General features: G+C 63.0%; 19 protein-coding genes. 7 read left to right on the top strand and 12 right to left on the bottom strand.

Annotation, left to right across the window (positions count from 1 at the left end):
- Positions 1–137: 137 nt before the first annotated feature.
- The 3 genes from AB5Y94_RS13335 (at position 138) to AB5Y94_RS13325 (ending at position 4,985) form a co-directional block, all read left to right on the top strand.
- Positions 138–1,928, top strand: a complete 1,791-nt coding sequence (locus tag AB5Y94_RS13335) for a hypothetical protein (RefSeq protein WP_368205751.1) — start codon at positions 138–140, stop codon at positions 1,926–1,928.
- A 357-nt stretch (positions 1,929–2,285) separates the two neighbouring features.
- Positions 2,286–3,833 (top strand): ABC-F family ATP-binding cassette domain-containing protein, encoded by a 1,548-nt coding sequence (locus AB5Y94_RS13330; RefSeq protein ID WP_368205750.1) that lies wholly within the window; start codon positions 2,286–2,288, stop codon positions 3,831–3,833.
- A 12-nt stretch (positions 3,834–3,845) separates the two neighbouring features.
- The gene (locus AB5Y94_RS13325) at positions 3,846–4,985 is read left to right on the top strand and encodes an MFS transporter (RefSeq protein WP_368205748.1); all 1,140 of its coding nucleotides are present in this window, start codon (positions 3,846–3,848) and stop codon (positions 4,983–4,985) included.
- A 127-nt stretch (positions 4,986–5,112) separates the two neighbouring features.
- On the opposite strand, the gene AB5Y94_RS13320 is transcribed toward AB5Y94_RS13325, so the two are convergent.
- Together AB5Y94_RS13320 and AB5Y94_RS13315 are read right to left on the bottom strand one after the other, a co-directional pair.
- A complete protein-coding gene (locus tag AB5Y94_RS13320) occupies positions 5,113–6,522 on the bottom strand; it encodes a PLP-dependent aminotransferase family protein (RefSeq protein ID WP_274437905.1) in 1,410 nt (469 codons plus the stop codon).
- 170 nt (positions 6,523–6,692) lie between these two features.
- Positions 6,693–7,019, bottom strand: coding sequence for a hypothetical protein (locus AB5Y94_RS13315; RefSeq protein WP_042049954.1), 327 nt, complete (start codon positions 7,017–7,019; stop codon positions 6,693–6,695).
- Between the two features lie 509 nt (positions 7,020–7,528).
- On the opposite strand from AB5Y94_RS13315, the gene AB5Y94_RS13310 reads away from it, so the two are divergent.
- The 3 genes from AB5Y94_RS13310 to nifJ all read left to right on the top strand — a co-directional run bounded on the left by AB5Y94_RS13310 (position 7,529) and on the right by nifJ (position 13,424).
- Entirely contained in the window at positions 7,529–8,554 is a 1,026-nt protein-coding gene (locus tag AB5Y94_RS13310; protein WP_368205747.1) for a hypothetical protein, read from the top strand.
- Positions 8,555–8,706: 152 nt separating this feature from the next.
- Positions 8,707–9,477, top strand: a complete 771-nt coding sequence (locus tag AB5Y94_RS13305; protein WP_368205745.1) for a substrate-binding domain-containing protein — start codon at positions 8,707–8,709, stop codon at positions 9,475–9,477.
- 413 nt (positions 9,478–9,890) lie between these two features.
- On the top strand, positions 9,891–13,424 hold the full coding sequence (gene nifJ / locus AB5Y94_RS13300; RefSeq protein ID WP_368205743.1) for a pyruvate:ferredoxin (flavodoxin) oxidoreductase: 3,534 nt from the start codon (positions 9,891–9,893) through the stop codon (positions 13,422–13,424).
- 66 nt (positions 13,425–13,490) lie between these two features.
- Here the strand turns inward: nifJ and AB5Y94_RS13295 are convergent, their stop codons facing one another.
- On the bottom strand, positions 13,491–14,855 hold the full coding sequence (locus tag AB5Y94_RS13295; protein WP_368205741.1) for an MDR family MFS transporter: 1,365 nt from the start codon (positions 14,853–14,855) through the stop codon (positions 13,491–13,493).
- A 178-nt stretch (positions 14,856–15,033) separates the two neighbouring features.
- On the opposite strand from AB5Y94_RS13295, the gene AB5Y94_RS13290 reads away from it, so the two are divergent.
- Positions 15,034–15,630 carry an HAD family phosphatase gene (locus AB5Y94_RS13290; protein ID WP_005298416.1) on the top strand — a complete coding sequence of 199 codons (597 nt, stop codon included), beginning with the start codon at positions 15,034–15,036 and terminating at the stop codon, positions 15,628–15,630.
- 87 nt (positions 15,631–15,717) lie between these two features.
- On the opposite strand, the gene AB5Y94_RS13285 is transcribed toward AB5Y94_RS13290, so the two are convergent.
- The 9 genes from AB5Y94_RS13285 to rpe all read right to left on the bottom strand — a co-directional run bounded on the left by AB5Y94_RS13285 (position 15,718) and on the right by rpe (position 24,024).
- Positions 15,718–16,515 (bottom strand): DUF1338 domain-containing protein, encoded by a 798-nt coding sequence (locus AB5Y94_RS13285; RefSeq protein ID WP_005298414.1) that lies wholly within the window; start codon positions 16,513–16,515, stop codon positions 15,718–15,720.
- 63 nt (positions 16,516–16,578) lie between these two features.
- Positions 16,579–18,048: a succinylglutamate-semialdehyde dehydrogenase gene (astD, locus tag AB5Y94_RS13280; RefSeq protein WP_368205739.1), complete on the bottom strand. Its 1,470-nt coding sequence runs from the start codon at positions 18,046–18,048 to the stop codon at positions 16,579–16,581.
- 70 nt (positions 18,049–18,118) lie between these two features.
- Positions 18,119–19,138, bottom strand: coding sequence for an arginine N-succinyltransferase (gene astA, locus AB5Y94_RS13275; RefSeq protein ID WP_005298408.1), 1,020 nt, complete (start codon positions 19,136–19,138; stop codon positions 18,119–18,121).
- A gap of 75 nt (positions 19,139–19,213) precedes the next feature.
- Entirely contained in the window at positions 19,214–20,431 is a 1,218-nt protein-coding gene (locus AB5Y94_RS13270; RefSeq protein ID WP_368205738.1) for an aspartate aminotransferase family protein, read from the bottom strand.
- Between the two features lie 277 nt (positions 20,432–20,708).
- Complete coding sequence (locus AB5Y94_RS13265; RefSeq protein WP_005298405.1) at positions 20,709–21,290, bottom strand: aminodeoxychorismate synthase component II; 582 nt, start codon at positions 21,288–21,290, stop codon at positions 20,709–20,711.
- A 20-nt stretch (positions 21,291–21,310) separates the two neighbouring features.
- On the bottom strand, positions 21,311–21,526 hold the full coding sequence (locus AB5Y94_RS13260) for a hypothetical protein (RefSeq protein WP_005298403.1): 216 nt from the start codon (positions 21,524–21,526) through the stop codon (positions 21,311–21,313).
- A 124-nt stretch (positions 21,527–21,650) separates the two neighbouring features.
- Positions 21,651–22,655, bottom strand: coding sequence for a tryptophan--tRNA ligase (trpS, locus tag AB5Y94_RS13255; RefSeq protein ID WP_201885567.1), 1,005 nt, complete (start codon positions 22,653–22,655; stop codon positions 21,651–21,653).
- Positions 22,656–22,694: 39 nt separating this feature from the next.
- Complete coding sequence (locus tag AB5Y94_RS13250) at positions 22,695–23,363, bottom strand: phosphoglycolate phosphatase (RefSeq protein ID WP_024941156.1); 669 nt, start codon at positions 23,361–23,363, stop codon at positions 22,695–22,697.
- Positions 23,350–24,024 carry a ribulose-phosphate 3-epimerase gene (rpe, locus tag AB5Y94_RS13245; protein WP_201891796.1) on the bottom strand — a complete coding sequence of 225 codons (675 nt, stop codon included), beginning with the start codon at positions 24,022–24,024 and terminating at the stop codon, positions 23,350–23,352. Before rpe ends, AB5Y94_RS13250 begins: the two co-directional genes overlap by 14 nt.
- Positions 24,025–24,356 lie beyond the last annotated feature (332 nt).

Raw genomic sequence — 24,356 nt, 5'->3', positions numbered from 1 at the left:
TAAAAGTCAATTCAGATTTGCGCCCTTGTGGTTCTTGGCGAGCCCCTTATGGTTTCCATCCGAAGCGTGCGGCGCAGCGCCGTACGCCGACGTTCAGGCTTGCGGGCACCAACCCGCCATAACAACAGGACATCATCATGCGCAAAACCGGTGTGGCACTCGCCATCTCCAGCCTCTTCTGGTTCCACTCGGCCATGGCGGCCCCTCTGCTCTTCCCGGACGACCCCGCCCTCACTAACGGCCAGCACTCCCCCGCCCTCGAGCGCAGCTTCCAGCTGGCCCAGGACGATCTGGGCAACCGGATCCACCAGCTCCACCTGCCCCTCCAGACCGAGCCGGAACTGGTGGCGGAGCTGGAGCAGATCGGCAGGGAGCAGGGCTTTTCGGTCAGCACCCACGCTGACATGTACGCCTGGACCGAGGACAACATGTGGCTGTCGCGCGATGGTGCCCTCGTCTTCCGTCCCCTGGCGCCGCTGGCCGACAAGGGGCGCTACCACGCCTTCGTCACCGCCCTCACCGAGCAGAGCCCGGAGGCCGAGCAGGAGGGGCACCACAGCCTCGGCAGCCAGGATTCCCAGGGGCTGGATGATTACATGCTCTCCCAGGCCAACAGCTTCGCCGAGGCGCAGGGACGCGAGCTCATCCCCACCTTCTCCATCATCGATGGCGGCAACATGCTGACCGGCCAGCGCCCAGACGGTACCCCCTATGCCCTGATCGGTCGCGACGCCCTGCTGCAAACCACCCTGCACCACAGCCGGCTGGATAGCGAGCGTATCGCCACCCGCCAGCAGAAGATGGAGCGCGACGGCGAGTTTCGGCTGCAACTCAGCGAAGAGGAGTGGCTGGGCAGCCCTCATACCTTCCAGAAGGGCCATGACACCGAGGTGGACCTCATCCTGCTGGAGGCGGCCAACCTGCTGCCACAGGGGCTGGATGAACCGCAGCGCCATGCCTTTGCCAGAACCGCGCGCGCCAAGGCCGAGCTGGCTCAGTACGAGGTGAACTGGGCGACCCGCCAGGCGGCGGAGCAGCGCATGTTTCTGAGCACTCAACAGGGGGAGCGCATCGCCGAGCGCTATCGCGCCATCCACGGCCAGCCGCTGCCGGCCTCCTTCGACCTGCTGGCCCAGCTCAAACGGGAGTACGCAGGGCTGGTGGTAACCGCCGAACTGCACGCCGACTTCGGCGATGAGCAGATAACCGATGCGCTGCAGACGCTGACGGCCGATACCGCCACCCTGACCCGGCTTGGCCGCATGTTGCAGGCCGGCGGCTATCAGCGAACTGGGCTGACCGGGGCCGAGCAAGCGCACCAGACCCGCCGCTTCCTCGCCATGATGGCCATCAGCCAGCGCCTGATGGCGCAGGAGCTCAAGGTGGCCGAGCGGGATCTGGTGATCCTGGCCCAGCCCGGTTTCCACCTCGACATGGCCATGCGCCCGCTGGCCGATGGCCGCATCCTCTTCAATGATCACGCCGCCAGCGCGGCGCTGATCGAGCAGGTGCTGGCCAGCGATGCCACCCTGAGCGACAGCGAGCGGCAGGAACTGGCCAAGAGCGTGACCGACCTGCGCCAGCAGGGCGAGCGCTGGCACAAGATCCATGCCCTTATCCATCAGCAACTGAGCGATGCCGGCCTGACCCCCATCGCCACCCCGGGCGCCTTCAGCGTGGGCAAACGGCCGGTGAACTGGATGAACGGCATCATGGGCACCCGTCAGCAGCCCTTCTACATCACCAATGCCGCCAGCATAACCCCCCTCAATGAAGTGTTCGCCGCCTGGTTGCAGCGCGAGGTGGCCGGGCTCACCCCCTATTTCGTGGGGCAGGCTGCCAGCAACCGACGGGACGGCTTGAACCAGGCGGAGGCCCTGCTGCGCGGCAGCGGCGGGCTGGACTGCATCACCCTGCACCACGAGTAGTGCGAGGGTCGCAGATTTGACTCACCGGCAAATTCTGGGTATTTTGCGACCAGAATTTTTATTGGACCGCTTTTCAATGTTGTACATCCTGTTCAAATGCTCGGTCAGGAGGCTGTGCTCCGTGCACTAACACGATGAAGTGTTGCCCGGAGCCCATCGACTGAATCTTCATCAGCTGCGCGAATGCCCTCTCTTTGGGAGGCTGCCCCGCATCTGATGAAAACAGGAGACACAGGCCGGCGAGATGCTTCATCGCCGGCCTTTTTGTCTCTGCCATTTGGCAGCGTTTCACCTTGCTGAGACGGGGGGCCGGTACGTCGCGTACCTGCCCCCCGTTTTTTTATGGATGTTACAACCATGAGTGTGCTCACTATCCACAACCTGACCTATCACATCGGCGACAAGACCCTGTACCAGCAGGCGAGCTTTCGTCTCAACGCCGGCGAGCATGTCTGCCTCACCGGCCACAACGGCGCCGGCAAGAGCACCCTGCTCCAGCTGATCCAGGGGGAGCGTCTGCCAGACGGCGGCGACATCCTCTGGCAGCCCGGCATCAAGGCGGGCTATCTCGACCAGCACGCCGCGCGGGATGGCCACCTCACCCTGCGGGGCTACCTGCAGTCGGTATTCGCCGACCTCTATGAGGCGGAAGCCGAGATGCTGGCCCTCTACGCCGACCCCAAACTGGGGCCGCAGCAGCTGGCCCGGGCGGCCGATCTGCAGGCGCACCTGGAGAGCCAGGGTTTTTACCAGTTAGATCCGCGCATCGACGAGGTGGCGGCCGGCCTCGGTCTGACCCAGCTCGGCATGCAGACCCGGCTAGCCAGTTTAAGCGGCGGCCAGCGCCACAAGGTGATGCTGGCCGGCCTGCTGCTGCGCACGCCGGAGGTGCTGCTGCTCGACGAGCCGACCAACTACCTGGACACAGCTCACGTCGACTGGCTGGCAGGCTATCTGGAGCGCTTCCCCGGCGCCTTCCTGGTGGTCTCCCACGACCGCGCCTTCGTCAACCGCATCGCCACCGCCATCGCCGACATCGACCGCCAGCAGATCCACACCTATCGCGGCAACCTCGACCAGGCGCTGGCCCAGAAGGGCGCCGCCGAGACGCTGCACGCCCGTCAATACCAGGCCCAGCAGCGGCAGATCGACAGGCTCGAGCAGTTCATCGCCAAGAACGGGGCCGGGGTCAACGCCAGCATCGCCAACGGCCGCAAGAAGCAGCTGGCGCGCATCGAGCGACTGGCGGCCCCCGAGCAGGCCAAACCGGTCACCCTCAGCTTTCGCGCCGCCCAGGGGGGCCAGCCGCAACTGCTGACCGCAAGCGAGCTGGAGATCGGCTACCACCAGCCCCTGCTGGCGCCGCTCAGCCTGCAGCTGCGCCGCGGCGAGAAGGTGGTGATCGCCGGCTTCAACGGCATCGGCAAGTCGACCCTGCTCAACACCCTGACCGGCCGCCTCGCCCCGCTCGCCGGTGAACTGGCCCTGGCCCCCGGCCTCAAGTCGGGTTACTTCGAGCAGGCGTTGCACTGGCCCGATCCCGCGGTCACCCCGCTGGCTCTGGTCAAGGCGGCCGCCCCCGGGCTGGATGACAAGGGGGCCCGCCAGCAGCTGGCGCGCCTTGGCATCGGCGGCAAGCTGGCCATCCAGCCCATCAGTGCCCTGAGCGGCGGTGAGCAGACCCGGGTCAAGCTGTGCCGACTGGCGCTGCAGCCCACTCATCTGCTGATATTGGATGAGCCGACCACCCACTTGGATGCCGCCACCAAGGCCGCCCTGCGCCAGGCCCTGTGCGACTACCCGGGCAGCGTGCTCGCCGTCTGCCACGAGCCGGCCTTTGTGGCCGACTGGCCGGATCGGGTGGTAGACATCCAGCATTTCGCCGCCGTGTCGACCCAAGCTTAAGGAATAAAAGTTATGTTGCTGAAAGTACTGCTGTTTTTGATTGCGTTTCTGGTCGGGGCCGATGAGCTGATGCTGGGCCCCCTGCTCGCCCCCATCGGCGCCGAGCTGGGGGTCGCTCCGGAGCGGGTGACCCTGTTCATCACCGCCTACAGCGTGGCGCTGGCCCTCATCGCCCCCCTGCTCGGTGGCCTGTCGGATCGCCGCGGCCGGCTGCTGGTGATGCTGCCGGCCTCTCTGCTGTTTGGCGCCGCCTCGGTGGCCACCGGCCTGGTGGCGAGCTTCGAGGTTGGGCTGGCGACCCGGGTGATCACCGGGCTGGCCAGTGCCGGCATGCTCCCCATCGCCTTCGCCATGGCGGCGGACGGGGCACCGGCCGACGCCATGAAGCGCATCGCCTGGGTACAGTCGGGGCTCACCCTCGGCATGATCTCGAGCCCGGCGGTGGGCGCCCTGCTGGCCCAGCTCAGCAGTTGGCGCACCCCCTTCATCGTGCTCGGCCTCTGCGCCTGGGCCGTGGCGGCGGCCTTGGCCTGGCTCACGGCGCGCACGCCGCAGGTTCATGCCAGCGGCACACACCCCGCGGTGCAGGGCTCGGTGCTGGCCATTCCGGGGGCACTCGGTGCCCTGCTCGCCATGGGGTTGGGACTGGGGGGTGGCATCGGCCTGTTCAACCTGGTTGGCCAGCACCTGCACGACAGCCAGGGGCTGCCTGTCTGGTCGGTGGGGCTGCTCTACGGCGCCCTTGGCGTTATCAGCGTGGTCGGCAACGTGCTGATGCCGCGCCTGGCCGGCTATGTGGAGAGCGGCCGACCCCTGATGCGCGGCGCCCTGGTGGTGTGCGCCCTGGTCAGCGCCTTCTTCTACCTCTATCCGGCCGACAGCCTGGCCAGCCTCGCCCTGCCGCTGGGCCTGTGGGCGCTGGCCGGCGGCATCGGCTCACCGGCGCTGCAGGGTTACATCGCCCAGCTCGCCCCGGCCCAGCGCGGCATGCTGATGTCGCTGGCCATGACCCTGATGCACCTCGGGGTAGCGCTCTGGTCCGCCGTCGCCGGCTTTGCCTACAGCGCCGGCCCCACGGCCATGGCCCTGCTGGCCCTGTTGCTGTTTGGCGGGGCCATCCTCGCCCTGCGCCCGGTGCAGCTGCCGGGCTGAGTACAACAGGCACAATGACAAGAGGGCTCCCGCGGGAGCCCTCTTCATGACCTCTGCCATGTGGCAGACGACGCCTGGTAACCAGCCCCTTCACAAGCCGGGGAAGTGCATCACCCAGGGATGGCGCTCACTCTGCCGGCCACAGGGACAACAGCTGCTGCACGGCCCGATCGGCCTGCTCTGCGCTGGCAAAGTTGGCAAACCCCATCATCACCCCCCTTTGCTGCGCCGGGTTCATGTACCAGCTACTCAGGGCATGCAACGCCAGCCCATTGGCTTGGGCGACCTCAACCAACTGCTGATCCGTCACGCCCCCGGCAACCTGCGCCAATAGCTGGATCCCGCCAGCCTGCGGCTGCACCCGCAACCGGTCGCCCAGGCGGGTGGCCAAGGCATCGACCAGATAACCATGCCGCTCGGCATAGACTCTGCGCATCTTGCTCAGGTGGCGGGTGAAATGCCCCTGATCCATGAAGTCTGCCAGGGTGGCCTGCAGCACCGGATTACCCGCGCCGGGCAGCTGCGCCACCAGCTCGCGAAAACGGGCGACCTGTGCCTCGGGCACCACCAGATAGGCCAGCCTAAGGCCGGGGTAGAGCACCTTGCTGAAGGTCCCCGTGTAGAGCACGCGCCCCTGATGATCCAGGCTCTTGAGGGGGGGCAAGGGCCGGCCGTGGTAGCGAAACTCGCTGTCATAGTCATCTTCGATGATCCAGGCGTTGCGCCGCTCCGCCCACTCCAGCAGCGCCAGTCGACGCGGCAGGCTGAGGGCCACCCCCATCGGGCTCTGGTGGGTGGGGGTGACCACCGCAAACCGGGCCTCGCCGGCGGTTTGCTCACCCTGGCTGACATCCATGCCGTGCATGTCGACGGGCACCGGGTGCAACCGCAGGCCCGCCTGCTGCAAAAACTGGCGCGCATGAAAATAGCCTGGCTCTTCAAACCAGCCCAGATCTCCCGCTCGCAGCAGGGCGCGGCACACCAGATCCAGCGCCCCCCGATAACCAACCGTGATGAATACCTGTTCGTGGCTGCAGCGGATCCCCCGTGAAATGCCCAGATAGGTGGCGATGGCGCGGCGCAGGGCCGGGTGCCCGGCAGGATCCGGCGTCACCATCTCCATATTGCGCAGATGCCGGGTGGCAAGCCGGGCCCAGCTCTTGCGCGGGAACAGATCCAGCGCGGGCACGCCCAATTGGAACGGCAGGATTTCGCTGTGAGGGATCCCCTGGGTCGGCGCAGGTGTGGCGGCGGGTCGGGGAGAGGGGGGCGCCTCGACGAGCCTGTTCAGCCCGGCGGCAACCACAGTGCCCGCGGCACCACGGGATATCAGATACCCTTCACCGATCAGCATCTGATAGGCCATTTCAACCGTGCCACGCGCAAGGTTGAGTTCGCTTGCCAGACTGCGCACCGAGGGTACACGGTCACCGGCGTTCAAGGCTCCGCTCGCGATGGCATGGCAATAGCGCTGGTATATCTGCAGATAGAGCGGGGTTGCCTGCTCCCGGCTGAGGTTCAGATCCTGAATGTCCATGAGAGGGGTCCATGAAATATGGCTCTGTATTCTATCACTTCCGTTGTTTATCCATTATCCACTCCTGTTGGCATCACGATAGAAGAGCAGCATGACAATATTGGCTGATAACACCCTGTACCATGAAAACATGGTATATGGCGCCATCACGGGCGTGCATTGGCTGACCGCTATTTGCTGATCAGCGTCAGCTTGTCAGTGGTAAAGGTGGTCGTACCGTGGCCATCTGTCGCCGACTTTATTTCATCAGCTTCGGCATTGAATTTTTCGGCAGACAAGGTGACCTTGCCAGAATATTCCATGCCATCCTGGCTTTTTCTGACCGAATCGGCAGAGACAGTCACAGACTCATTATCATTTACCTTCAATATGACATTGCCGGTAAACTCCTGAACCGTTCTGGTTTTATCTGCAGATATTTCCATGGCCATGGCCGAGGAGGTAAATAACAGTGAAAGAGACAGCAGCGCCGCCTTATTAACAGTGAACTCGAACACGACACACTCTCCTTGGTATAGCGCTATCAGTTGGCGTATTTTTTATACAAGCCTGCGTGATACGTCAAGATTAAAATCCGTCGCCTCCCGCCCGTCTTTATATCACGCTGTGGCCGAATTATCTCTGCCAGCCTGCCGGTTGTCGGCAATCAATAAAAGGGAGTCAAAGGAAATCCAATTACTCCCTGTTATCTGTATGGACTACTCCATATGACCATTCTTGTCCCTGTTACCCCTTGGCCGCTTTTTTTATCCTCACATTATCAACCTAGCGCTCAGTTAAAGGGGAAATAAAACATATGCATTACCTGCCCTCCTTGCTGAGATATTCCCTGGAATAGATTGGCCCACCTCTCGCCGGCCCCGATTGCTGGGAGCCGACACTCGGTCACTGCGGCCCCTCGCTCATGGCGGCATGACGGGTTGCCCCGCGCAGGATATCGCGCCGCGGTTATCTGAATAGACCCGAATCAAGGTGGTTTTCCGCCCTATCAAGCAGGAATATCAGTATGCCCTTACCTTCCAGGATCGCGGACGAGAGCCGCGAGCACATCATGGTGCAGCGCCCTCACTCACTCTGTGTGCTCCCCCCGCTGGCCGCGCTCGGCTATCCGTTTCTGTTAGTGATCTTCAACACATTGGTCGGCCAGAACGGCGCTGCCAGTCTGCTCGGCGCCCTGCTCTCGCTGCTGCTGGCCTTGGCCGTTCCCCTGGCGGGGCTGATCGTCGCCAATCGGCCCGGCATCACCACAGGCATGCGTCGACTGGCCTATCTGAGCGTGGCGGCCCCCAGCCTCTATGTCCTGCTCGGAGTGGTGCAGACGCTGGTCGGCAGCCCGCTGCCCGATGTGCTGGTGTGGTCTCTGTTCTGGGTTGGCGCCATGCTGCTGGGGTGGGAGTCACACCAGACAGAGGCAGTGCAGGCCCGTCCCGTGAGCGGACTGGGACGCTGGCGCGTCGCCCATGGCATCAGCGCACTGGTGCTCTGTTGCTATGTACTCTTTCATCTGGCCAATCACCTGACCGGGTTGGTCGGCCCCGAGCTTCACGCCCGGGTCATGGAGGCGGGTCGCACCGTCTACCGGGCCGGCGTTGTCGAACCCCTGCTGGTGGCGGCGTTTCTCTTTCAGGTCGGCTCAGGTCTCTATCTTGCCTGGCGCTGGAGCAGTACCCGGCATGGCTGGCTGACCACCTTCCAGATCGCCTCTGGCGTCTATCTGTCGGTGTTCGTGCTGGGGCACATGAACTCGGTGTTCATCTATGCCCGCAGCTTACTCGGCATACCGACCGACTGGAGTTTTGCCACCGGTGGTGAGGCGGGCCTGCTGATGGATCCCTGGAACATTCGCCTGGTGCCCCACTACACCCTCGGCGTCTTCTTCGTACTGGCGCATCTGCTGGCCGGGTTGCGAGTGGTGCTCGCGGCCCACGGCGTGGCAACGAGCCGCATCAGGCTGCTGTGGTACACCGGACTGGCCGGCTCGGCAGCCCTCGCGCTGGCCATCATTGCCGGTATGGTGGGCGTCAGAATATAAGAGAGAAGAGATGTTAAATCATGGCTTGTGCGGCTTTAAATAATATTGATGCCTGACCATGAAATATTTCACCGTTCATATTTTGTTGAAATAAATTCGATAAACGACCGGTCCTTTTCGCTTGAACCATCAGTCCCAAAGGAGTGTAGATAATGAAAAAGCATATATTTATGACGGCTTCCGCATTGGTGACCATGCTGACCAGTTATGCCACATTGGCGGACGTCAACTTATATGGCCCCGGCGGGCCGCACACCGCCTTGATCAAGGTGGGCAACGCCTTTGAAGCGGAGACGGGGATCAAGGTGAACGTCCATTTCGGGCCGCAGGCGACCTGGAATGACGATGCCGGCAAAAACGCCGACATGCTGTTCGGCGCCTCCGAGCAATCGGCTTTGGCGATCGCCACCGACCATCAGCAGCAGTTCGACATCAACAAGATTACCCCGCTCTACCTGCGCCCGGCCATCATTCTGGTCAAGAAGGGCAACCCCAAGAATATCCAGGGTTTGACTGACCTGACCAAGCCAGGCATCGGCATAGTGGTACCTGAAGGAGCCGGCGTCAGCAATACATCGGGAACCGGGGTGTGGGAAGACATGATAGGTCGCACCGGTGACATCAAGCTGGTGGCCGATTTTCGAAACAACATAGTGCAATACACCCCCAACAGCGGCAGTGCCCGCAAGGCGTTTCAGGAAGATCCCAACGTCGATGCCTGGATCACCTGGATTGACTGGGCCAGGAGCAACCCGGACGTGGGCGACGTGGTGGCGATTGAAGAGCAGCTGGTGGTATATCGGGATGTGAACATAGTCCTTAACAAGAATCCGAGCCAGGATGCGGTACTTTTCGCCGAATATTTGAAAGGGGAAAAATCAAAGCAGATTTTTCAGCAGCTGGGCTGGTCCGACAAATTTTAATGACAAGAGAATGATGACCTTCTGATGACTATTATTGCATGCCAGTGCAGGGACGCATTGGCATCTATTTCCCCATAAACAGGATGGTCTGATTCACCAGATATTTATTTTGGCAATGCCGACTCTTGCTTAATAAATATGAAGCCTTAATTCATCGAGCGGATAAATTTGAAGATTGACAATCACAACCGCGAGACATTACTCATATTAACGTTCCATCACATATTTTCTTGCCGCAACATTGATTCACCCCAGCGCAGGATCAGAGAATTCACCGTCACAGGCCAGTGACACAAATTGCCACAAGGAAGGGCACAGCACGCTTTCGCTCCCCCCGGGGCAAGGCCCGGTCTCTTTTGTCGTTTGCGTACCCACGCCGACTGTGCAACCAAGGTTTGAGAATGAAACACGACATGCTAACGACGGACGCCAACAGCGCCGTTGCCTCCGTGGTTTATCGCACCAGCGAAGTGATCGCCATCTATCCCATCACCCCCAGCTCCACCATGGCCGAGCAGTCGTCGGCCTGGGCGAGCCAAGGCAGTGCCAACCTGTGGGGGGATGTGCCGCGAGTGGTGGAGATGCAGTCGGAGGGGGGCGCCATCGCCACCGTCCACGGCGCCCTGCAGACCGGAGCGCTGGCGACCTCGTTCACCTCGTCCCAGGGGCTGCTGCTGATGATCCCCAACCTCTACAAGCTGGCGGGTCAACTCATCCCCTTCGTGCTGCACGTGGCGGCGCGCACCGTGGCGACCCACGCCCTGTCGATCTTCGGTGACCACTCGGACGTGATGGCGGTGCGCCAGACCGGCTGCGCCCTGCTCTGCGCCAGCAACGTGCAGGAGGCGCAGGACTTCGCCCTCATCTCCCAAATCGCCAGCCTCAACAGCCGGCTCCCCTTCATCCACTTCTTCGACGGTTTTCGCACCTCCCACGAGATAGCCAAAATAGTGCCGCTCGCTGACGACACCCTGCGCGCCCTGCTGCCCGAGGCGGCGATCCAGGCCCATCGGGAGCGGGCGCTGACCCCCGACAAGCCGGTCATTCGCGGCACCGCCGCCAACCCGGACACCTACTTCCAGTGCCGGGAGGCGAGCAACCCCTGGTATGACGATGGCTATCGCCACGTGAGCGAGGCGATGGACGCCTTCGGCGCGCAGACCGGCCGCCACTACCGGCCGTTCGAATACCTGGGTCACCCAGAGGCCGAGCGGGTGCTGGTGCTGATGGGGTCCGCCATCGGTACCTGCGAGGAGGTGATCGAACATCTGCTGGCCCAAGGGGAGAGGGTGGGGCTGGTGAAGGTGCGCCTCTACCGCCCCTTCTCGGCCGCGCACCTGCTGGCGGTCATTCCCGCGAGCGCCAGCAAGATAGCGGTGCTGGATCGCACCAAGGAGCCGGGCGCCCAGGCCGAGCCCCTCTATCTGGACGTGATGGCGGCGCTGGCCGAGGCGGTCAGCCGGGGTGAGCGGGTCAGCTTGCCGCGGGTCATCGGCGGGCGCTACGGCCTCTCTTCCAAGGAGTTCGGCCCGGCCTGCGTGCAGGCGGTGTTTGACGAGCTGGCGCTGGCTAACCCGCGCCCGCGCTTCACCGTCGGCATCTTTGACGACATCACCGGCCTCTCCCTGCCGCTGCCGACCTCAGTACCCCCGGCCAGCCACCTCAAGCTGGAGGCACTATTTTACGGCCTTGGCAGCGACGGTACCGTGTCGGCGGCCAAGAACAGTATCAAGATCCTCGGCAACCACACCGAGCTCTACCCCCAGGGCTACTTCGTCTACGACTCCAAGAAGGCGGGTGGCCTCACCATCTCCCACCTGCGGGTGGGAACGCGGCCATTGCAGTCGGCCTACCTAGTGGAGGAGGCAGACTTCGTCGGCTGCCACCAGTGGCAGTTCATCGACCTTTACCAGATGGCGGAACGGCTCAAGGCGGGGGGCATCTTCCTGCTCAACAGCCCCTATGGTGCGGCCGAGCTCTGGGGCCGCCTCCCCCTCGAGGTACAGCATGCCCTGCGCGAGAAGGGTGCCCGCCTCTACACCATCAACGCCGCCAAAATTGCCCGCGACTGCCAGCTCGGCCAGCGCATCAACACCGTCATGCAGATGGCCTTCTTCCAGCTCACCACCATCCTGCCGCTGGATGAGGCCATCCGGTTGCTGAAACAGGCCATCGCCAACAGCTACGGCAGCAAGGGGCAGGCGCTGGTCGAACGCAACTGGCAAGCCCTCGCGGCCACCAGTACTGCCCTGACCCAGGTGCCCCTCGGCGAGGTGGAGGCCGGCAGTCGGCCCCGTCCGCCGGTGGTCTCCCCCAAGGCGCCGGACTTCGTGCAAACCGTCACCGCCGCCATGCTGGCAGGGCTTGGCGACAGCCTGCCGGTCTCCGCCTTCCCGCCAGACGGCACCTGGCCGGTGGGCACCACCCGCTGGGAGAAGCGCAACATCGCCAAGGAGGTGCCCATCTGGCAGGCAGACCTCTGCACCCAGTGCAACTACTGCGTGGCCGCCTGCCCCCACTCTGCCATCCGCGCCAAGGTGGTGGACAAGGCGGCCATGGCCGATGCGCCGGCCACCCTGGACGCGCTGGATGTGAAGGCCCGCGACATGCGCGGTCAGCACTACGTGCTGCAGGTGGCGCCGGAGGATTGCACCGGCTGCAACCTCTGCGTCGAGGTGTGCCCGGCCAAGGATCGTGCCGATCCGAATCGCAAGGCGATCAACATGGAATCGCGGCTGGATCACCTCGAGGCCCAGAAGGCCAACTACGACTTCTTCCTGGACTTGCCCGAGCGCAGCGCCGAGCAGCTGGAGCGCATCGACATCCGCACCTCCCAGCTCATCTCGCCGCTGTTTGAATACTCCGGCGCCTGCTCCGGCTGCGGCGAGACCCCCTATATCAAGCTGCTGACCCAGCTCTACGGGGACAGGTTGCTCATCGCCAACGCCACCGGCTGCTCGTCGATTTATGGCGGCAACCTGCCCAGCACACCCTATACCACCAACGCCGACGGGCGTGGCCCGGCCTGGGCCAACTCCCTGTTCGAGGACAACGCCGAATTTGGCTTGGGCTTTCGACTCACCGTGGATCAGCATCGCGAGCGGGTACGTCGCCTGCTGGCTAGCCTGGGGGACGCCGTCCCGGCCGAACTTCAACAGGGGCTGCAGGACGCCAGCCTGCCGGTCGCCGAGCAGCGGGCCCATATCGCGCTGTTGCGCGCCCTGCTGCAGGGGCGCGGCGACGCAGCGGCCCGGGAGCTGGCCCGTGATGCGGACTACCTGGTGGAAAAATCGGTCTGGCTCATCGGCGGCGACGGCTGGGCCTACGACATCGGCTACGGCGGGCTGGATCACGTGCTGAGCCTGGGGGAGAACATCAACGTACTGGTGCTCGACACCCAGTGCTACTCCAACACCGGCGGTCAGCAGTCCAAGGCCACCCCGCTCGGCGCCATCACCAAGTTTGGCGAGCAGGGCAAGCGCAAGGGGCGCAAGGATCTCGGTGCCAACGTGATGATGTACGGTCACGTCTACGTGGCGCAGATCTCCCTCGGCGCCCAGATGAACCAGACGGTGAAGTCGATCCAGGAGGCGGAGGCCTACCCGGGCCCCTCCCTCATCATCGCCTACAGCCCCTGCGAGGAGCACGGCTACGATCTGGCCCAGAGCCACGAGCAGATGAAGCAGCTGACCGCCACCGGCTTCTGGCCGCTCTACCGCTACGATCCGCGCCGCAAGGAGGAGGGCAAGGCGCCGCTGGCACTGGACTCTCGCGCCCCCAGCGCGTCGCTGGCCGACACCCTGCAGCAGGAGCCCCGCTTCGAGCGCCTCACCCGCCAGCTGCCGGAGGTGGCCAGCCGGCTCTATGAAGAGGCGCAGGAGGATGCCCACCGCCGCTTCGCCTGGCTGAGCCAGCTGGCCGGCAAGGAGGCGCCGGCGCAGGAGTAAGCGCTCAAGTTGCCACCAATAAAGAGGGCTCCCCGCGGGGAGCCCTCTTTTATCGGCTGGCGGCCATCAGGCGGGCATGTCGGCCAGCTCGTGGCGCTTCAACGCCAGCAGGGTGACCAGCAGGGCGGCACTGGCGATCAGCGCCATGCCGATATAGGTGGCGCTGAAGCCGGGCGCCAGCTCGACCGGGCTCAGGCTGGCCAGGTTGTGGCTGCTGCCCGCCGGCAGGACGGAGTGGAACAGCACGGCGCAGATGGCCACCCCGACCGCCCCGCCCAGCTCGCGGCCAAAGTTGAACAGCGACATGCCGATGCCGCGATCTTCCCGCGGCAGGGCGTTTTGCACCACCACCGAGAGCGCGGGCAGCACCAGGCCAAGGCCGATGCCGGCAAACGCCAGCCCCAGCCTGATCCAGACGTCGAAGTGGATCTGCCACAGGGCCAGCGCCGCCAGGGCGAACCCCACCACCACGAAACGCTTGTAGTAGCCGGTGTGACCGATCAGCTTGCCGCCGACGAAGGCCCCCGCCGTGATGCAGACCATGAAGATCACCATGATCTCGCCGCTGTCGCTGGCGCTCATCCCCTTCTGCCACTGCATCTGCAGCGGCAGGTAGACCAGCACGGCGAACATCAGCAGTTGCGAGGCCAGCGCCAGCAGCACGCTCACCAGATAACCGGGCTGACGCGCCAGGTGGGCCGGCAAGATGGGGTCATGGGCCCGCCGCTCGATCAGCACCAGCAACAGCAGGGCCACCACCAGCGCGGCCGCGAGCCAGATGGCGGGCAGCGCCGCCTCTGGCGAGAGCAGCAACAGGGTGAGAGTGGTGACAGTGATGAGCAGCGCCGCCCCCTTCCAGTCGAAGCGGCTGTGACGACGCACATTGAGGTGGCCCAGGTTGCGGTTCACCAGCCAGAGGGCGATGGCCCCGAGTGGCAGGTTGATCCAGAAGATCCAGCGCCAGCTGAGCTGCTCGGTAAAATAACCGCCGAGCAAGGGGCCGGCAATGCTGGAAACCGCGTAGACCGCCGAGATGTAGCCCTGATACTTGCCCACCTCCCGCGGCGGTATGCTGTCGGCGATGACGGTGAAGGCGAGCGCGATCAGGCCGCCGCCTCCCAGCCCCTGCAGCACCCGGGCGGCCAGCAGGGTCGGCAGATCCTGGGCCAGGCCGCAGGCCACCGAGCCGGCCAGAAACAGGCCTATACCGATGTTGAGCATGCGCACACGACCGAACATGTCGCTCAGTTTGCCGTAGATGGGCAGGGCGGCGGTGGCCGCCAGCAGGTAGGCGGTGACCACCCAGGTGAGGGCGGCGCCGGCATTGAGCTCGGCCCCTATGATGGGCAGCGGGGTGGTGACTATGCTCTTTTCCAGTGAACCCAGCGCGATCACCAGGGCCACGCTCGAGAAGATGGTTTTGGGGGACATAAGACGGGCTCGCTCCTTTGTTGCTCCAGCGTCTGCGGCGCAGAACTTGTTATTGTCTCATACATCACCGGCAGATGACCAAAACCAGGGCATCCGTGCCGGCAAGCATGACCCCGGTCGCGGCAATGTGCCCCCCGCTCTGGTAGGCTGCCCTTTTACCCCGAGAGGAAGCAGCCCCATGTCCGAGCAGTTCCGGTTTGAGCAGTACGACGCCCTGATTTTCGATATGGACGGCACCCTGGTGGACTCCATGCCGCGCCACCTGGATGCCTGGGAAGCCACCAGCGCCGAGTTTGGCCTGCCCTTCGATCGCGCCCAGCTCAACGAGTACGGTGGCATTCCCACCCGCAAGATCGTCGCCATTCTGGCCGAACAGCATGGGCTGGATATCGATGTGGAGGCCTTCACCCGCCGCAAGGTGGCCCTCTACATGGAGCATATCCAGCAAGTGAGCGTCTTTCCTGCCATGTGGGAGCTGGTCAGGCGCTGCCACGGCAAGGTCCCCATGGGTATCGGCACGGGCTCGCCGCGCAATCAGGCGGAGTCGATCCTCAAAAGTACCGGGCTCGATGCCTATATCCAGGTGGTAGTGAGCGCCGACGACGTGGTCAACCACAAGCCCCACCCCGACACCTTCCTGCAAGTGGCCGAGCAGCTGGGGGCCAACCCCGCCAACTGCCTGGTGTTCGAAGATACCCAGATCGGCCTGCAGGCGGGCCGCGCTGCCGGAATGGAGACGGTACTGGTGCTGGAGGGGGAGCTCTACCAGCGCTAGGCCACACAGCCCTCGCTGCGCCAATGAAAACGCCTCCGCAAGGGAGGCGTTTTGCATGCATCCGTACCGGCATGAGCCGGCCCCGCCTTACATGGCGTTGGTGGATTCGAAGATCTTGTCGGCCGACGCCTCGACGAAGCCCGGGTAGAGCACGCCGTCCGCCTGCGGGTAGCGCAGGGCGAATTCGTAGAAGCAGCTCGGGATGGTGCGCACACCGTCGCTGAAGGCCACGTCCGCCTTGTCGGCCATGGTGGAGGATTGCTCCAGCATCACCTGCGGGTCCCCTTTCACCTCGCCGCCCACGCTGTTGAGCACGAAGCCGGCCGCTTTCAGGGCAGCGTTCACCTGCTCTATGGTGTCGAAATCCCGCAGGCGGTTGATGTTGACGGTGAAGTGGTTGGCGCGATAACCCCAGGCCGCCATCCAGGCCGCATACTCGCTCTCCGCCAGCAGGGTCTGGTAGTCGGCATAGGAGACCTGCCAGGGGGCACCGGCATAGAGGAAGGCGGCGGTATCGGTCAGATGATCTGGCACCTGATCCACCAGCTTGTGGATGATGGCCTGGGCGCCTTCGGAGAGCTCCTCTACCTTCAGCTCGCTGATGAACACCTTGGGAGCGTCCGGATCCTTGTGCTCGAAGTGCTTGGCGTAGAGCTTCTTGGCCTTGAACACGTACTCGCCCTTCTGCTCGTAGCCAAGCGCCAGGAAGTGGGCCGCCAGCTTCTCCAGCCCCAGCTTGGGCAGGTTGTAGGTGCGAAACGCCACGTGATCGTTGACGATGGGCTCGCCGCCCCCCAGCAGGGTGTGCACCTTGTGGGCACTCGGGGTCACCTTGATGTAGTTGTCCCACAGATGACTGAACAGGGTGTCGATATCCTTTTGCATCTCTCTTTCCTTTGATTGCGGGTACAGACAGGGGCACCCTGAGGTGCCCCCTTTTCGTTGTTGTCAGAAGCTCAGGCCGGGAGACAGCTGATCCGGCATGGCAGCCTTGCTGTCTTCGACGGAAGCCACCGGATACGCACAGTAGTCGGCGGCGTAGTAGGCGCTCGCTCTGTGGTTGCCGGAGGCGCCGATGCCGCCGAACGGGGCGGCACTGGAGGCGCCGGTGATGGGCTTGTTCCAGTTGACGATGCCGGCGCGAATGCGCTTGAAGAAGTGGTTCCAGTCCGCCTCGCTGTCGCCGAGCAGGCCGGCCGAGAGGCCGAAGCTGGTGGCGTTGCCCTGGTCGATGGCGGCATCGAAGTCGTCGTAGCGAATGAGCTGCAGCAGCGGGCCGAAGTACTCTTCATCCGGCAGCGCGCTGACCGCGGTCACGTCTATGATGCCCGGGGAGACGAAGCCGGTGCCCGCTTCCAGGTGCTTGAGAATGAGCAGGCTCTCGCCACCGAAGCGCTGCAGGTTGGCTTGCGCCTCGACCATGCCAAGCGCAGCCTTCTCGCTGATCATGGCGCCCATGAACGGCTGCTCGGCGGCGTCATAGAGGCCGACCTTGATCTGGCCGACCACCTCCACCAGGCGCTTGACCAGAGCATCGCCCCGCTCGCCGCGCTCGACAAACAGGCGGCGCGAGCAGGTGCAGCGCTGGCCCGAGGTGATGAAGGCGGATTGCACGATGGCATGGACGGCGCCGTCGATGTCGCTCACCTCTTTCACGATCAGCGGGTTGTTGCCACCCATCTCCAGGGCCAGGATCTTGCCCGGCTGGCCGGCAAACTGCTGGTGCAGGAAGTGGCCGGTGCGGGATGAACCGGTGAAGAAGAGGCCGTCGATGTCCGGGTTGCCAGCCAGCGCCTTGCCGGTGTCCACCTCGCCCTGCACCAGGTTGAGCACGCCCTTGGGCAGTCCCGCCTCCTGCCACACCTTCAGCATGGCTTCAGCCACCATGGGGGTCAGCTCGGAGGGCTTGAACACCACGGTATTGCCGGCGATCAGCGCCGGCACGATGTGGCCGTTGGGCAGGTGGCCCGGGAAGTTGTAGGGGCCGAACACCGCCACCACCCCGTGGGGTTTGTGGCGCACGAACGCCCTGGCGCCCGGCATGGGGTTCTCCACCGTGCCGGTGCGCTCGTCATGGGCGCGGATGGAGATGGCAATCTTGCCCTGCATGGCGGCGACCTCGGTACGGGTCTCCCACAGCGGCTTGCCGGTCTCGCGGGCGATGGTCAGGGCCAGTGCCTCCTTGTGCTCGCCAAGCAGGTCGGCGTAGCGGCGCACGATGGCCAGACGCTCGTCGAGGGCCAGATCGGACCAATGATAGAAGGCATGGCGGGCGGCCTTGACGGCGGCATCGACCTGGGCGGCGCTGGCGGCCTCCCCTTGCCAGATCACCTGATTCTTGGCCGGATCCTTTGATTCGAACGGCTTGCCTTCACCGGCCAGCCACTGACCGTCGATAAACTGCACTAAATGAGTCATCCAATCACTCCCTGTGGTATGCAGGCAGCCGAGGCTGCCTGTTTCATATTCGGTTTCGTCGCCAGCCGGATCAGTCGAGATCGACGGCACGCACCATGTCGCCATCCTGCACCTTGAGCGCCGCCGCCATCTTGGGCGGAATGATGGCCTCGTGCTTGTCGAGATCGACCCGGATGTTGCCGTAGCAGGCGCGGTAGTGCTCGTAGCGGGTGTTGCAGATCAGGTGGGTCTTGCCGCCGATGGGCTCGCCCACCAGTACCCGCAGCTTCTGGCTGCGGCGCACGCTGCGAATGTTCTTCACGTCGCACTCGACGGTGGGGCCGGCATCGAAGATGTCGACATAGCCGCGATTCACGAACCCTTCGTCCTGCAGCATCTTGATGGCCGGGCGGGTCTTCTCGTGGGTCTGACCGATGACGGCGCGCGCCTCGTTGCTCAGCAGATTGACATAGATGGGGTACTTGGGCATCAGCTCGGCGATGAAGCGCTTCTTGCCGATGCCGGTAAGATAGTCGACGGTGGGAAAATCCATCGAGAAGAAATGCTTTTGCAGCCACTCGTAGAAGGGGCTGTGACCATCGCCATCGGAGACGCCGCGCATCTCGGCGAAGACGGTTTCGTCAAACAGCTCGGGGTGTTCGGCCATGAACAGAAAGCGGTGCTTGGAGAGCAGACGGCCGTTGAGCCCCTCGCGGGCGCACTCGCGCAAAAACAGGGTGCAGAGCTCGGAATTGCCGGTGTAGTCGTTGGAGAGGGTGAGCGTCTCCACCACGTTGTAGATGCCGAGCTTGGGGGAAGAGTGCACCACCTTGCCGATGTGATAGTTGTAGAACGGCTGGGACAGACCCACGGCCGCATCGATGGCGCAGGTACCGACCATTTCGCCGGTCTCCAGATCCTCGGCGACGAAGAAATAGAGGCAGTCACCCTTGCCCGCAGGCTTGTCCGAAAAGGTCTGGGTGGAGGCGTCTATCTTGCGCTGCAGCAGTTCATCGTTGACGGGCAACGAGGTCATGCCGGTGCCGGATTCGATGGCACAGGTCTTGAGACCGGCAAAATCTTTTTGCTCGATGGGACGGATAACCAACATAAATGACAACTCCCTTTCATTGACGACAGGTGGGGGCCCGGCTCCTGCCGGGCGGGTTCCCCACCTCAATTTGGATCAGGCGTTAACCACCTGGGCAACCGCTTTCTCGAACCGGGCCAGCCCTTCCTTGATGTCCGCTTCCGGAATCACCAGGGACGGCGCGAAGCGCACCACGTTGGTGCCGGCAACCAGCGCCATCAGACCCTGATCGATGGAGGCCAGCAGGAAATCGCGCGAGCGTCCCTTGTAGTCGTCGTTCAGCACGGCGCCCAGCAACAGACCCTTGCCGCGCACTTCGCTGAAACAGTGGTACTTGGCGTTGATGGCTTCCAGCCCTTCGCGGAACAGTTGCTCGCGCCGCTTGATGCCGCTCAGCACTTCCGGGGTGTTGATCACGTCGATCACCGCCTCGGCCACCGCACAGGCCAGCGGGTTGCCGCCGTAGGTGGAGCCGTGAGTGCCCACTTTCAGGTGGGAGGCGATCTCGGTGGTGGTCAGCATGGCGCCGATGGGGAAGCCACCGCCCAGCGCCTTGGCGCTGGTGAGGATGTCCGGCGTGACGCCCAGACCCATGTAGGCAAACAGATCGCCGGTACGGCCGACGCCGGATTGCACTTCGTCATAGATCAGCAGGGCGTTGTGTTTGTCGCACAGCTCGCGCACCCCTTTGGCAAACTCGTCGGTGGGACGAATGATGCCGCCCTCGCCCTGCAGCGGCTCCATCACCACGGCGCAGGTATTGTCGGAGATGACCTCGGCCAGTGCGGCCAGATCGTTGTAAGCCACGTGGGTGATGTCAGCGGGCTTGGGACCGAAGCCATCGGAGTAGGCAGCCTGGCCACCGACGCTGACGGTAAAGAAGGTACGACCGTGGAAACCCTGATGGAAGGCGATGATCTGGGTCTTGTGGGCGCCAAACTTCTCGATGGCGTAGCGACGGGCCAGCTTGAGGGCGGCTTCGTTGGCTTCGGCACCTGAGTTGCAGAAATAGACCTTGTCGGCGAAGGTAGCGGCGACCAGCTTCTTGGCCAGGCGAAGGGCCGGCTCGTTGGTCATCACGTTGGAGAGGTGCCACAGCTTCTCGCCCTGGGTTTTCAGGGCCTCTACCAGCTTGGGATGGCAATGGCCCAGGCCATTGACGGCGATCCCGCCGGCGAAGTCCACATACTCACGGCCTTCCTGATCCCAGACACGTGACCCTTCACCACGCACCGGGATGATCTTGGCGGGTGCATAGTTGGGAACCATCACTTCATCAAACACTTCACGTGTCACTGCCAACAACTCTGACATATTGCTCTCCTTCGATCTGGCGACAGAATAATCCACCGCCCAAAAGTTAAATCCATGTAAACACATCGGCATTGTCACAGAAAAAAAGCTAAAAGTCTGCAACAAAGCGCGTTACAGGGAACAATGTTCGATTGCCCGTGAGATTTTAGGCAACCGCATTGCATAACGGCTCAGGGGGTGTTGGCAAGAGATAATTTGGACAGGGAGGCAGGTGAATAAAGTGTCAGGGAAAATATTTTTGGCCTCATCACGATTTTGAGAGGCCGATCACGACTTGTCAGGAATTTGCCAGAAAATTGGCCAGCAATTGATGGCCCTGTTCGCTCAAAATGCTCTCCGGATGGAACTGAACCCCCTCTATATTCAACTGCTTATGGCGCAGGCCCATGATCTCGTCCGGGCTGCCATCGGCATGTTCGCTCCAGGCGGTGATCTCGAGACAATCGGGCAAGGTGTCGCGCTCCACGATGAGCGAATGGTAACGAGTGACCCGCAGCGGGTCGTTGAGCCCCTTGAAGACGCCCTCCCCCCGATGGCGAATGAGCGAGGTCTTGCCGTGCATCATCTGGCGCGCACGTACAACCTGAGCGCCGAACGCCTGCGCCAGGGATTGGTGGCCGAGACAGACGCCGAGGATGGGAAGCTGGCCGGCAAAACGGGAGATGGCCGCCAGAGAGATGCCCGCCTCGTTTGGCGTGCAGGGGCCGGGAGAGATCACCAGATAGCGGGGAGAGAGCCGGGCGATGGCGTCCAGCGTCAGCTCGTCATTGCGCTTCACCACCACCTCCTGTCCCAAGGCGCCAAAATATTGCACCAGATTCCAGGTAAAGGAGTCGTAGTTATCGATCAACAACAGCATGGGTCAACCAGGGCAGAGAATTAACGATCCAGATAGCGGCCCTGCTCCATCTCGCGCTCGCGCTGGCACTCGGCCAGGTAGATGGCGGCGGCGATGGCGGGGATTTTGTGGTGCTTGTCGATGGCGTTGGAGACCATCAGTTGCAGGGTATGCAGGTTCTTGGCCTTGCGGAACTTGCGCAGCCAGTGACCCTTGTCACCCAACTCTTCAATCGTGGTATTTGATTCGACAGACATGCTAACTCTTGGGGCAGACGCCCGCGTTTGAAATTGGAAGATGAAAACAACGAACAGCAGGTCGGGTAAAACAAAGAAAGCCAGGCAAATACCCAGCTCTCTTCTACTACACCTTCCCAGTATGTCAGGCTCGAGGAACGAAGCCGACTACATCATATACGCTGGCCAGGGTTTTTTCAGCCCTTTCCCGCGCCTTTTGTGCACCTGCCGCCAAAATGGCCTGCAGATGAGCCTCATCCTGACGCAGCTCGTGGAAGCGCGCCTGGATCGGCTCCAGCAAGGCAACCACGGCCTCGGCGGTTTCGGTCTTGAGGTGACCGTACATCTTGCCTTCGAAATGCTGCTCCAGCTCGGGGATGGAGCGACCGGTCACCCCGGACATCAGGGTCAGCAGGTTGGAAACCCCCGGCTTGTTCTCCGGATCGAAACGCACCACCGCCGGCTCGTCGGAGTCGGTCACCGCACGCTTGATCTTCTTGACGATCTGTTTGGGATCTTCCAGCAGGCCGATGAAGTTGGCCTCGTTGTCATCCGACTTGGACATCTTCTTGGTCGGATCCTGCAGGCTCATCACCCGGGCGCCTTCGGTCGGAATGAAGGGTTCCGGCAGGGTGAACACCTCGCCGTAGAGGTTGTTGAAGCGGGTGCAGATGTCGCGGGTCAGCTCCAGGTGCTGCTTCTGGTCGTTGCCCACCGGCACCTGATTGGCCTGATAGAGCAGAATGTCGGCCGCCATCAGCACCGGATAACCGAACAGGCCGACGTTGACGTTGTTCTCGAAACGGGCGGACTTGTCCTTGAACTGGGTCATGCGCGACAGCTCGCCCATCTGGGTGTAGCAGTTCAGGATCCAGCCGAGCTCCGCGTGCTGCGGCACGTGGGACTGGATGAACACGGTGCTCTTGGCCGGATCGATCCCCACCGCCAGATAGAGGGCGGCGGCGTCCAGGCAGGCCTTGCGCAGGGCGACCGGATCCTGGCGGGTGGTGATGGCGTGCAGATCGACGATGCAGTAGAGGCAGTCGAAGTCATCCTGCATGTTGACCCACTGACGCAGGGCCCCCATGTAGTTGCCGATGGTCAGCTGGCCCGACGGTTGGGCCCCGCTCAATACGATAGGTTTAGTCATCAGAGTGTTGATCCTTGTTATTCGGCCTGCCTGGCCAGCTTATTCGGCCAGCAGCGCGTCGAGCTGGGCAAACTGTTCGCATACCCAGTCCGGGCGGGAATCTGCGATGGGACGACCGTAGTTGTAGCCGTAGGTCAGCCCCACCACCTTCATGCCGGCGGCCTGAGCGGCCAGCACGTCATTTTCGGAGTCGCCCACCATCAGGGTGCGCGACGGGCTGACGCCCAGCTCGTGACAGGCCAGCAGCAGCGGTTCCGGGCTCGGTTTCTTGACGGGCACGCAGTTGCCCCCCAGCCAGAACGCGAAGCAATCGGCGATGCCGAGGGCATCGAGGATCGGCTGCACGAAGTGGCTCGGCTTGTTGGTCACGATCCCCTGCCGGTAGCCCAGCGCCTGCAGGCGGCGCAGGCTCTGCTCGACCCCGTCATACATGGCCAGCCCTTCCAGCAGGCAGGCCTGATAGTGACGGTCAAACAGCGGACGGGCGCTGGCAAACAGCTCGGGCGCCGCGCGATAGTCCAGCGCCCGCTGGATCAGCTTGTCGGCACCGTTGCCGACCCAGGTCCGCACCACGGCCTCGTCGGCCTCGGCCAGCCCGAGTTCGGTCAGCGTACGGTTGACCGCCAGCGCCAGTTGCGGGGCGCTGTCGATCAGGGTGCCGTCCAGATCGAACAGCACCAGGTCAAAATCACGTTCAGCGTTTGACATGAGAGAGCTCCGCCCGCATCTCGTCGATCACCGCCTTGTAGTCCGGGCGGCTGAAGATGGCAGAGCCGGCCACGAACATGTCGGCACCCGCCTGGGCAACTTCACGGATGTTCTCCACCTTGACCCCGCCGTCGATCTCGAGACGGATGTCACGGCCGCTCTCGTCGATCAGGCGGCGCACCTGGCGCAGCTTGTCGAGGGTGCCAGGAATGAAGCTCTGGCCACCGAAGCCCGGGTTGACCGACATCAGCAGGATCACGTCCAGCTTGTCCATCACGTACTCCAGGCAGGTGAGCGGGGTGGCCGGGTTCAGCACCAGACCGGCCTGGCAGCCCTGCTCCTTGATGAGGCCCAGGGAGCGGTCGACGTGGTCGGACGCTTCCGGATGGAAGGTGATGAGGGAGGCACCCGCCTTGGCAAAGTCGGGAATGATGCGATCCACCGGCTTGACCATCAGGTGCACGTCGATGGGGGCTTCGATACCGTAGTCACGCAGGGCCTGACAGACCATGGGGCCTATGGTCAGGTTGGGCACATAATGGTTGTCCATCACGTCGAAATGGACCACGTCGGCACCGGCGGCCAGCACCTTGGCGACATCGTCCCCCAGACGGGCAAAGTCGGCGGAGAGGATCGAGGGGGCAATCAGAAAGTCTTTCATCAGCGTCATCCATTGGCAGCGTGGCAGAAAAAGCGGCGCAATTTTACCGCAAACGAGCGCCGAAAACGACCCGCACAGGGTATGGAAAAAGCGAACCTCATCATGACAGAACATGAGAACCAAACATCGCGTCTACAAGTATCAATAAGACCCAGCCTCAAGTACGTGTTGTAAGGTGAACCTCAACGCTAGTTATCACCGCGAAAACCTTCTTCGTCATGTGTGATAGCCTTTCTACATCTACTCTCTCTTTTCCCATTTTTACTGAGCTTGCATCAGCGTCATCCCCCTCAACGACACCTGTGGTGAAGGCCGTGTTGCAACTATTCATA

Origin of the sequence: Aeromonas sp. s5, from assembly GCF_040907865.1 — a bacterium.
GTDB lineage: Bacteria > Pseudomonadota > Gammaproteobacteria > Enterobacterales > Aeromonadaceae > Aeromonas > Aeromonas dhakensis.
Note: the sequence above shows the minus strand (reverse complement) of the source record. Positions and strands in the feature narration are given on the sequence as shown.